This is a genomic window from Streptomyces sp. NBC_01498, assembly GCF_036327775.1.
Taxonomy (GTDB): Bacteria; Actinomycetota; Actinomycetes; order Streptomycetales; family Streptomycetaceae; genus Streptomyces.
Map to the genome: position 1 here is coordinate 1 of NZ_CP109598.1, position 11,090 is coordinate 11,090.

Here is an 11,090-nt window from a genome sequence, read left to right on the forward strand (position 1 = left end):
ATCGCTGCGCGATGTACAAGCGAAGGCATCCGCTTCGCGGATGCCAAGCGGTTCGCTGCGCTCCCCGCGTTCGCTGCGCTCCCGCGCCCCTTGCTTCGCAAGGGGCTTGACTCCTGCTTCGGGTCTGCTCCCTGCTTCGCAGGGCCTGCCCTGCGCCTTCCCGCTTGGTCTCTACGCTGCGCTTCTCGCCCAGTTTCCGCCCTGCGCTTTCCGGCCTGCTCCCTACGCTGCGCTTCGGGACCGATAAAGCCCGTTCCAGGCGAAGCCGACCCTGCCTGAACCCGGTTGATCGGTACGGAGGCTGAGGAGCGCTGCGCGCTCCTCAGTGGGTCCGCTGCGCTCCCCCACCCCAGCGATCCCTTCCGGCTGCGCCTCCTCCTGATGACCAGTCATGTAGCGGACAGTCTGGCGCGAGAGGAGGTCCGTGTGCATGGAAAAACACATTCACGACACCCCCCAAGGCAATGAAGCCGGGTTGCTCACCCAGGCGGGGAAGCGGATTTTCACTACGTGCTTCATTTTTGTCAGGAGATAGACTTTGGACTGCAAGACTCGCACCATGGAACGCCACAGTGCTCTGTCCAGGTCCACCGCAGAACCCTTCGGTGCTCTTGGTGGCCGGACCTGACATCCGGTCCCATGGTCCGGATGCGACTCTTGTGGCTCTTGAGATGCAGGATCTCGTTTTCTGTCGTCGACTGCGGCCGTACAGCACCCCAGGAAGGGCGGGCGGACATGTCAACCTCGGACCGCTCCGATCAGCGCGAGGCGGCCCAACGGGAAGCCGTCGACGCGGTACTGCGCGTTCTCGAACTTCCTGCAAGATCACTTGTGCCCGAGCGGGGTCTCCGAACGCAGGTGATCATGGCGACCGGGTCGGGGAAGACCCGGGTGGCGGCCCGGAGCTCGGAGGAGTTGCGCGCAGGCCGGGTGCTGGTGCTCGTGCCGTCGCTGGATCTGCTCGTGCAGACCGAGTCCGCGTGGCGGGAGGCGGGCCGCCGAGGCCCGGCGGTCGGCGTCTCGTCCCTGCGCGGGGAGGCCGCGCCTTTCGCGAACACCACCAATGTGGGTGAACTGGTCGACTGGGTAAGGCCGTTGGACAAGGTCACCGTGTTCGCGACGTATGCCTCCCTCGGGCTGGGGACACTGGAGCGCGCGCACGCTGCCGGCCTTCCCAGCTGGGACCTGATCGTCGTGGACGAGGCGCACCGCACATCCGGCCGGATCGGGAAGCCGTGGGCTGTCGTCCACGACAACACCCGCATCCCGTCCCTGCGCCGGTTGTACATGACCGCCACACCCCGGCTGTGGGCTCTGGACGAGGACTCCGCAGATGCACCGGGTGAGCTGGTCGCGAGCATGGACGACGACCCCGACTCGCCTTTCGGCAGCCGCTGTTACACGCTGACGCTGTCGGAGGCGATCGACCGGGGAATCTGCGCGCCGTACCGGGTGGTGTGCGTGGACATCACCGACACCCAGGTCCAGGCCGCCCGGCTCCTCGGGGCCGAAAGCCGTACGGACCGGGTACGCGGAGCGCGGCTCGCCGCCCTCCAGACCGCACTGCTCAAGGCGTCCTCGGAGGAGAACTTCCGGCGCACGCTCGTTTTCCACCACGTCGTCAAGGAGGCGGAGGCGTTCGCGGCCGGACTGCCCGCAATCGCCGCGCAGCTGCACACCGCCGACCCGGAGCTGTACCCGAAGACGATCTGGGCGAAGTGGCTTTGCGGCGACCACAAACCCCTGCATCGTCGGCGGGTCATCGGGGAGTTCGGGGACGGGATCGCCGCCGACGGCACGGTGGTGGAGAAGTGCTTCCTGTGCTCGGTGAAAGTCCTGGGCGAAGGCGTCGACACCAAGACCTGCGACTCCGTCTACTGGGCCGACGTACGCGGCTCCATGGTCGACCTGGTCCAGGCCGTCGGCCGCGCGCTGCGGATGCAGCCCGGCGAGGGCAAGATGGCCAATCTGGTCGTACCGGTACTGCTCGGGCCCGGCGAGACGGCCGACAACATGCTCACCAGCAGGGCGTTCGGCGGGCTGGCGAAGCTCATTGAAGCCCTCAGGGCGCACGACGCGCGGGTGGTGGAGCAACTCGCCGAGCAGCAGGCCCCCAGCTCCTACAAGCCCCTCCAGAGGGGTGCGCAGAACCCGGACGAGGAGGCCGGGTCCGGCGGCCTGTCGGCATCGGCGCGGACACTGCTCAAGTTCAGCACCCCGCGCGACCCCGCCACGCTCGCGGCGTTCATCAACCTGCGGGTCATCGACCCCGAGCACGAGCACCGGCGGCGCGGTGTGGAGGCCGCCGTCATCTACGCCCGCGAACACGGCGATCTGAAGGTGCCCTTCACCTACCGGGTGCCCCGCAGGAAGGACCAGGAGGTGGAGGCCGAGGGGTGGCCGACCGCGCTCGACGGCTTCCCCCTCGGGCAGTGGATCGCCGACAACCGGCGTTTCTACGCCCGCGGGGACATGGACGAGCACCGTATCGCCCAGCTGGAGAAGCTCGGCATGGTCTGGTCTCACTTCGACGTCGCGTGGGACGAGGGTCTCGCGGCGGCGCGCGGGTGGGCCGCCGAACACGGGCACCTGCTGGCCCCGCTCGACGCCACCTTCCAGAGCTACCGGGTCGGGATCTGGCTGAAGAACGCGCGGGCCGCCGCCCGCAAGGCGCGGGAGAACGAGCAGCGGCGGGCCGAGGGCCTGCCCGTGGAGTCGGAGGCCGGGGCGCTGACGGGCGAGCGGCGCGAGCAGCTGGAGGACATCGACCCGTCCTGGTGCCCGGCCTGGCCGGTGACCTGGCAGCGCGCCTTCCATCTCGTCCGGGTCCACCTGGACGAAGGCGAGGCGCTGCCCACCGAGGCGGGCGAGGTCCTGCGCCAGGGCGAGGACCTCGGGCGGTGGGTGCGGTCGGTGCGTTACGGATGGGACCGGCTCACCACCGTGCAGCAGTGGATGTGCGAGAACGTCCTCGGCATCGAGCCTGCGGACGAGGACGAGAAGCCGCCCCGGCGCCGTACGCAGGCCGACAAGTGGGCGCTCAACTACCAGGCCGCCCGCCAGTTCCACGAACGCGAGCGCCACCTTCGGGTACCGAGGAAGTGGGTCGAACGGATCGTCGTCGGCGAGGACCAGGAGGAGCGGGAGCTGCGGCTCGGGGCATGGATCAGCAACCAGCGCAGCAGAGCCGCGACACTGACACCGGAACGGGTGAAGCAACTGTCGGCCATCGGCATGCAGTTGCCTCTCACTACGCCCGTACCGGCCCCGACGGCCGCCGCCGAACCCCCTGCCCCGCAGGACCGCCGCCGGCCGGTCGACCACGACGACGAGGGCGAGGGCGAGGGCGACAAGATGCTGTACGAAGCCAGCACCCGCACCTGCGGCCTCATCGATGAGCTGGGACCCCCCTCCGAACACGACAACCCCTGACTGTCCCCATGCTTGGGGCCCCGGGCTTGTTGACCCCGGGGCCCCTCGTTGATGCTTGTCGTCTACGACTCCGCCGAAGCCGCCGTCACGGCGATACCCAGGGCCGACCGCCTTCGGGCATGGCAGAGCAGCCCGGCGGACGGGACAGAGGGGAACTCGGCGCCCTTCGTGAAGGGGCGCGGGGCGTGGGGACTCAGACGAGCCGCTTACGACCCTGGACGAAGAGGAACGCCACGACACCGGCGGTCAGGGCGAACAGAATCGACGCCCCGAACCACTGCATGGTGTTCATCTGCGATATCGGGAGGTACTGCGTCGACCAGCCCACGACATCGGCCTTGTCCAGGCATACCTGCTGTGCCGCGTCGGTCTCCGACTCCGTACAGGTGCCCCAGCCCAGCAGGTCCCCGCTGCCGGTGACGAACGACTGGTCGATTTCGTAGGCGCCCCGGGGGAGCGACGGGGACGTGCTCTCACCCATGACACCCTTGTTCGTCGTGTCGGTGACGACGTTGCCGAGCGACAGCATGAAGTAGCCCCAGACGAGCTGGAGAATGACGGCGAAACCGAAGGTGACCACCATGGCGGTCAGCGTGCGCCGCAGCACCACGCCGATGGCCACCCCGCCGAAGACGGAGAGGAGGGTGAGGGCGACAGGTACCGGGCCCGTCGTGTTGAACGCGTCGCTCGAGGTCCACTCCATGAGCGTGGCCCCCTCGGTCTTGACGGGGTTCCACCACCAGCCGAACAGCGCCGACAGCACGCCCGTGCTCACCACGACCACCAGTCCGGTCAGCGCCAGCTTCGTGGCGAGCCACCGGGTCCGGCTCGTGGACTGGGCGGCGACCAGCTTGGCGGTGCCGTTCTCCAGGTCGCCCGCGATGAGCGGGGCACCGAGGAAGACGCCGAGCAGGACGGGTATCGCCTGGAGACCCATGGAGACGAAGGTGAAGGCGTCGTTGTACCGCGTCAACGCGCCGCCCGCCTCGTCGAGGCTCCTGCCGGGATAGCCGTAGGTGTCGAGGAAGTCGACCAGCTCGCCGCGCTGGTAGACGATCCAGGCCGCGAAGAGCGCGGTGGCGGCGAGGATCGTCCAGAACCCGGCCCGGTGCTGGCGCCAGACCAGCCAGGTCATACCGCTGAGTCGGGGGCGTCGGCCGGCCTTCGTGGTGGTCGTGTTCAAGGTCCCGTCGGTGGTGCCGTTCATGGTCCCGTTCTTGCCGTCGCTCGTGGAGCCGTTCGAGGTGCTGGTCGAGCCGCGGGTGACGGTGCTCATGCCGCCACCGCCCCGGTGCCGAACCCCTGGCCGTGGACCTGGGCGGTGGGGGTGATCAGCGGTGGTGCGTCGGGTGAGCGGAGATAGGCGAGCAGCAGTTCCTCCATGTTCGGGACGTTCACGTCCCAGGGGCCGGCGACCGGGCCCTCGGGGCGGATGAGCGCGGTGAACTGCCGCCCGCTGGTCCGCGACTCGACGAGGGTGTGGTGCCCGAGGGCGAGAGGCACGCCGTCACCCTCCTTGGCGCCCTTGACCAGGGTGTGCACGGACATCAGCTCGTCCACGTCACCGGCGAGGCGCACTCCGCCGCCGGAGACGACGACGAGGTAGTCGCACACGTTCTCCAGTTCGGCGAGGACGTGGGTGGACATCAGCACGGTGGTTCCGCGCTCGGCGGCCTCGGCGAGGAGGGTGCCCATGATCTCGTGGCGCACGACCGGGTCGAGGTCCGACATCGGCTCGTCGAGCATCAGCAGGTCGGGGCGTTTTCCGAAGGCGAGGGCGATGGCGACGCGGGTGCGCTGGCCTCCGGAAAGGGTGCTGATCCTCGCCTCGAAGGGCACGTTGCCCGCGCGGATGATGTCCTCGGCGGCGCGCTGGTCCCAGCCGGGGTTCAGCTCCCGGCCCAGGCGCAGGGTCTCCGCCACGGTGAAGCGGCGGAACAGGGGCTTCTCCTGGGCGAGGAACGCCGTGCGCCGACCGGACTCCACCGAGCCCGGGGCCTCACCGAACAGGCTGATCGAGCCGTTCGTCGGCCGCAGGACATGGGCCGCGATGCTCAGCAGCGTGGTCTTGCCGGCCCCGTTGGGTCCCACCAGGCCGCAGATCCGTCCTGCCGGGAGCCGGAAGGAGCAGTCCCGCAACGCCCAGCCCCGCCGGTAGCGCATCCCCAGCCCGTACGCCTCGATCGCCGGTTCCCCCGCGTACATACCTTCACTCACCTGTGCTCCTCGTTGTCGTGGCCCTCGTTGTCGTGGGCCCCGTTGCCGCCACGTTCCCGGCGGCGTACTGCTTCTCCATCGCCGACGCGACCAGTGCGGCCACGTCCTCCTGCTCCAGACCCGCCTCGGCCGCCCTCGACATCCACGCCACCAGCTCCGCGTAGAGCGGCGAGTCGGTTCCCGTCTCGGGGCGGCCCAGCGTGCGGCGTACGAAGGTGCCCTGGCCCGGTCGCGGTTCGACCAGGCCCTCGCGCTCCAGCTCCCGGTACGCCTTGAGGGTGGTGTTCGGGTTGACCGTGCTGGTCTCGGCGACCTCCTTGGCGGTGGGCAGCCGGTCACCCGGCACGAGTACGCCCAGCCGCAGGGCCTGCTTGGTCTGCTGCACGATCTGCTGGAAGGCGGGGACCCCGCTCCGCCTGTCGATGCGGTACTCCACGATCACCACCACCATTCCACTACTTGATTAGTGGAATGATGATGAAGGGGTGCGAGGGCGGTTGTCAATGCCGACCGGGACGAGGAGAAGCGGGTGGGCGGTGCGCTGACCGTCTTTTCTGGGACATCGGCGGACGGGGAAGGAGGCATGTCCGGCAAGAGACGCCTGATGGCGGCCAGTCCGGCGATGGACCTCATGGCCGGGCGCGGCGCATGCGCAAGCGGGCAGAACGACAACCCATGGGAGCTCAAGTTCCGCCTGGGGGCATGGGTCAGCATCCAACGCAGCGGAGCCGCGGCGCTGTCCCCGGAGCGGATGCAACAGCTGCCCAAGGTCGAATGGTCTCTCTGCCCACAGGCAGTGGATCATCCGTGGCACTGGTCATCATGGCGATACGTGCGAGCGACGGACGCCCCGCTTGTTGGAAGTGACCGTGCAACTCGGTTGCAAAGTCCCTCCTGATGCCAGGGGCAGGTCGGCTTTGCCGGGCATCCGTGACATCTGAGGCAGACGTTCCTGTCTGCCGGTGCGGGATGGCTGTGTTCAGGTGGGGGTGCCGTCCGGGGTGGCCGGATCAGGTCCGGTTCGCCGATATACCGGCCACGGTGGCCAGTTGGGATCGGAGGGTTCCGGCGTGGGGCTGGAGGGAGCCGTCGAAGGCAGCCGACCCGATGGTGAAGGCATCGACCCCGGCTGACGCGAGCGCCTGAATCTGGTCGGCGCCGGTGATGGAACCGGCGACGACCAGGCGGCCGGTGGTGGCGGCGCGGGCGGCGCGGACCAGGTCGAGGGGGTCGGCGTCGATGGCCCGGTACGCGAGAAGGTCCACGCCGGCGCAGCCCGCGGCCTCTGCCCGTCGGCAGTCGTCGGCGATGCGGTCCGGGTCGCCGCCGAGGCGGGTGGGGTGTCCCACGGGTTCTCCGGCGAAGGGGAGGTAGCCGATGGGGGTGCCGTGCAGGAGGCTGAGGGTCTCCTCCACCCAGGTGCCGCCCATCAGCCAGTCGACGCCGAGTTCGGTGGCTGTCCGTACGGAGGCGAGGGCCTGCTCGCGGCCGGTGCTGACGACTTCGAGATAGGTGGTGGCGCCCATGTCCCTTATGCGGGTGTGGAGTTGGGCGAGGGTGTCGCGGTCGACGCCGATGTCCTTGAATCCGATGTGGGTGATGCCGAGGTCCTGGATGGTGTCGATGACGTCGAGGCAGTCGGTGACGGTCCGGTCGTCGCGGGTGAGCATGAAGATGAAGTCCACGGTGTCCTTCGGCTTTCGGTTCCGGGGGGTGAGTTGGTGGTCAGAGTCGGTCCGGTGACCCTGAGGACAGGCGGTCGGCGTGGTGCAGGGCGGTGAGCAGGCTGGTGTGGTCGGCGGTGCCGAGACCGGCGATGTCGAACGCGGTGCCGTGGTCGACGCTGGTACGGACGAAGGGCAGGCCGATGGTGATGTTGACGCCGTGTTCGATCCCGAGGTACTTGACGGGGATGAGGCCCTGGTCGTGGTACTGGGCGACCACGGCGTCGAAGGCTCCGGCGCGGGCCCGCATGAAGACGGTGTCGGCGGGCCAGGGTCCGCTGGCCTCGATGCCTTCGCTCTGCGCGGCTCGTACGGCGGGGGCGATGATGTCCAGGTCCTCGCGGCCGAACAGGCCGTTCTCCCCGGCGTGGGGGTTGAGGCCGGCGACGGCGATGCGGGGGGCGGGCAGTCCGCCGCGCCGGAGTGTGCGGTGGGTGAGGCGGATGATGTCGAGTTCACGGTCGGTGGTGATCGCGTCGATCGCGGTGCGGAGCGACTGGTGGACGGTGACCAGGACGATGCGCAGCTCGTCGGTGGCCATCATCATCGCGTAGTCGGTGGTACCGGACAGGTCGGCGAGGATCTCGGTGTGCCCGGGGTAGGGGACGCCGGACAGGCGCAGCGCCTCCTTGTTGATCGGCGCGGTCACCAGGGCCCGTACCTCGGCGGCCAGGGCGAGCTGAATCCCCCGGCGTACGTACTGGAAGGACGCTCCTCCCGCGCGGGCGTCGAGCGTGCCCCAGGGCAGGTCGGCCGGAAGGCGGCTCTCGGTGAGGACATCCACCGTGCCGGGTGCGAACGTGGCTCGGTCGACCGAGGTGATCGGGCGGACGGTGAGATGGGTGCGGGCGATCCTGTCGGCGCGGGCGAGGACGTCCACGTCGCCGATGACGACGACGGGCACGGTGCGCCGGGGATCGGCGCACGCCTTGAGGGTGATCTCGGGGCCGATTCCGCAGGGGTCGCCCATGGTGATGGCGATCGGTTTCATGCGTGCTCTCCTGGATCGGTGGGCTGTCGGACGAGGTCGCACAGGCGCAGGAGCATGGCGTCGTCGCCGAAGCCGCCCGCCTTGATGAGTACGGGGAGGGGAAGCCGACCCAGCAGGGTTCCCCGGGCGACGCCGGGTTCGGGTTCGTCCAGCAGCCGGATGCCGGAGGCGCCGAGCGCCGGGAGTACGGTGGCGGCCGTTTCTCCGCCGGTGACGATGAGCGCGTCGACCGTCTGTTCTTCGGCCAGCGCCCGGACAACCGCTGCCATGGAGCCCACCAGGGCTCGTGCGGTCGGTGGCGCACGGCGTTCATCAGGCGTTTGCAGTGTGAGGACGGGGGCGGTCAGGCCGCTCAGCGCCTTCACCGCGGGCTCCGGATCACCGCTGACGGTGAGTCCCTGGACATCCACCTGGGCGCGGAGCGCGGCCAGTTGCCGCCGTGTCGCCGGGTTGGCGCTGCCGACAACGACCAGTGGGCGTCGGGCGGGTACGGGCGCCGAAGCGGCGCCATCGGCGCGTGCGCACCTTCGGGCCAGGGCGGATGCCAGACCCGGGGAGCCGACCCACAGCACGTCGTCGAGCCGTGGCACGGTCGCCACCACACGGTCGAGGTCACCGTCCGTCTCGGTGGAGCAGACGATCAGGCCGCCGCTGCGGGTCAGTTCGAGCAGTTCGGCTTCCTGGTGCGGCTCGACGAGGGCGGCCTCCGGGAGCAGCGTCGCCAGGTCCGAACACCGCACGGGGTGGGCCGGGTCGCGGGCGAACTCACTCTCGTGGACGGGAACGTCCCGCACGTACTGGATTCCCCGGACCGTCACCCTGCCCTCCGCCGGGAAGCCCGGGGCGATGACGACGGTCCGCCTGCGCGATCCTGCCCATGCGGCTCGGACTTCCGTCGCGACATGACCGCGCAGGGTGGAATCCACCGTCTTGAGGAGCAGTCCGGAGTCGGCGAACAGGCGCGCCGCCCGCCACGTACGTATGCCGGCGGCTTCCTCGTCCAGTGCGCGGGTCCCCAGGTCGACCGCCGTCACGCCGACCGGGTGCGGTGGTGCCGCTGCCGGGGTGGAGAGCAGGATCCGGGCGTCGTGGCCTGCCCGGCGGAACGGCGCGGCGCCGTCCCCGGCGCTGGTGAGGTCATCCGCCAGAATCGTGATGCCCGACCGCGTGTCGTTGCGGAATGCCATGCTCCACCCCTCTGCATGGGTCAGCGTGTGCTGTGACTGGATCAATAGTCATTCAGACGAAAGGGAAGGACAAACGATTCATTCTCACGAGACCTGTGAGTAAAGTTCACGCATGCGATGGTCGGCCCTTCCGCCTCTGAATACCCTGCTGCCCTTCGAAGCGACGGTCCGGCACGCGAGCATGACCGCGGCGGCCCAGGAACTGCATGTCACGCACGGCGCGGTGAGCCGACAGGTCCAGAACCTGGAGCGGTCCCTGGGGGTGTCACTCTTCGAGCGGCATCCACGCGCCCTGCGCCCGACCCCGGAGGCCCGCCAACTGGCGGCCGTCGTCCGGGACGCACTCGATCAGATCGATGCGGGTGCCCGGCAGGTCTCGCACCGCGCACCCGCGGGACCGCTCACCCTCTCGTGCGAGCCGACACTCCTGATGCGGTGGCTCATTCCCCGGCTGCCCGAGCTGGCGGGGAGCTTGCCGGACATCACCGTCCACCTGTCCGCCGGCGGCGGCCCTGTCCACTTCGACCGGGACAACATCGATCTCGCGATCCGCCGGGACGACTTCCCGTTCCCCGACAAGGTGAGCCGGGCGCACTTGTTCGCGGAGCGGATCGGCCCCGTCTGCCGACCCGATCTCGCCGGCCGTCTGACCGGCACCGCCGACCTGGCGGGGACGGCCTTCCTGCACACCGGCACGCGGCCGCAGGCGTGGGACGACTGGCGGCGCATCACCGGCATGACGGCGGAGCCCGCCTCCCAGCAGACCCTGGAACACTTCTACCTGACTCTTCAGGCGGCCGTCGCCGGCGTCGGGGTCGCGATCGCCCCGTACGCCGTCGTCCGCGACGACCTGGAGCGAGGACAACTCGTCGCACCCTTCGGCTTCGTCCCCGACGGCACCAGCTACCACCTCCTCAGCCGTCGGCCCCCCGAGCAGGACGCACGTGTCGGCCGGCTGGCCGCATGGCTGCGCACCCGGACGGCCACGCTCGAAACCGACTCCGACCGGGCCTGAGCGACGGACCGCCCCGGAGCCGCGCCGACTCCGGGGCCAGGAGCCCGTACCGAGGGCCGGCGGCGCATGTCGCCGCCCTCACCTCGCGGTGACTTTCGGCTCGGGCACCTGGTTGACGTACCGCGCCGGGGCCTCCACCGGAGGCACCGAAGCAGTCGGCACGCGGCACGCACGTACCAGCCGGCCAACCCGTGTCGCCCTCCGCGACGGCCGGCCGAACGGTCCTTGGGCTCGACGCCGTCCGGCCGGTAGCCGCACCGGTTCACCGGTCACCGAGCACCGACAGCTCGGGGGCGTACGAGCCGCTGCGGATTACGAGGCCGGAGCCGCGCGCAGGTGCTCACAGCAGCCACGGACACATGTGAGCGCAGACCCTGTTCCGTGAATGCCTCAGCAGGAACACGGGGGGCGGGACGATCGGGGGCTTGTATGGCCGCGAGGATGCGGCCTGGGTGTTCGCACGGAATCGCCCTGGGTGCGGTGCGGGCCCCGCTGCTGGGCGCGATGGTCGCCGACCACGTTGG

The 11,090-nt window shown here is 69.8% G+C and carries 8 protein-coding genes; 2 read left to right on the plus strand and 6 right to left on the minus strand.

The window, feature by feature from the left end:
- Window positions 1-735 precede the first annotated feature (735 nt).
- Window positions 736-3,432 (plus strand): DEAD/DEAH box helicase, encoded by a 2,697-nt coding sequence (locus OG875_RS00005; RefSeq protein WP_330172098.1) that lies wholly within the window; start codon window positions 736-738, stop codon window positions 3,430-3,432.
- A 193-nt stretch (window positions 3,433-3,625) separates the two neighbouring features.
- On the opposite strand, the gene OG875_RS00010 is transcribed toward OG875_RS00005, so the two are convergent.
- From OG875_RS00010 to OG875_RS00035, 6 genes are all read right to left on the minus strand, one after another.
- Window positions 3,626-4,708, minus strand: coding sequence for an ABC transporter (locus OG875_RS00010; protein ID WP_330172099.1), 1,083 nt, complete (start codon window positions 4,706-4,708; stop codon window positions 3,626-3,628).
- Window positions 4,705-5,637 carry an ABC transporter ATP-binding protein gene (locus OG875_RS00015; protein WP_330177540.1) on the minus strand — a complete coding sequence of 311 codons (933 nt, stop codon included), beginning with the start codon at window positions 5,635-5,637 and terminating at the stop codon, window positions 4,705-4,707. The genes OG875_RS00010 and OG875_RS00015 overlap by 4 nt, the downstream gene beginning before the upstream one ends.
- A 4-nt stretch (window positions 5,638-5,641) precedes the next feature.
- On the minus strand, window positions 5,642-6,100 hold the full coding sequence (locus OG875_RS00020) for a GntR family transcriptional regulator (protein WP_330172100.1): 459 nt from the start codon (window positions 6,098-6,100) through the stop codon (window positions 5,642-5,644).
- Window positions 6,101-6,659: 559 nt separating this feature from the next.
- A complete protein-coding gene (locus OG875_RS00025; protein ID WP_330172101.1) occupies window positions 6,660-7,334 on the minus strand; it encodes a hypothetical protein in 675 nt (224 codons plus the stop codon).
- Window positions 7,335-7,374: 40 nt separating this feature from the next.
- On the minus strand, window positions 7,375-8,364 hold the full coding sequence (gene pdxA / locus OG875_RS00030) for a 4-hydroxythreonine-4-phosphate dehydrogenase PdxA (RefSeq protein WP_330172102.1): 990 nt from the start codon (window positions 8,362-8,364) through the stop codon (window positions 7,375-7,377).
- Complete coding sequence (locus OG875_RS00035) at window positions 8,361-9,551, minus strand: four-carbon acid sugar kinase family protein (protein ID WP_330172103.1); 1,191 nt, start codon at window positions 9,549-9,551, stop codon at window positions 8,361-8,363. Before OG875_RS00035 ends, pdxA begins: the two co-directional genes overlap by 4 nt.
- 112 nt (window positions 9,552-9,663) lie before the next feature.
- On the opposite strand from OG875_RS00035, the gene OG875_RS00040 reads away from it, so the two are divergent.
- On the plus strand, window positions 9,664-10,566 hold the full coding sequence (locus OG875_RS00040) for a LysR substrate-binding domain-containing protein (RefSeq protein ID WP_330172104.1): 903 nt from the start codon (window positions 9,664-9,666) through the stop codon (window positions 10,564-10,566).
- Window positions 10,567-11,090 lie beyond the last annotated feature (524 nt).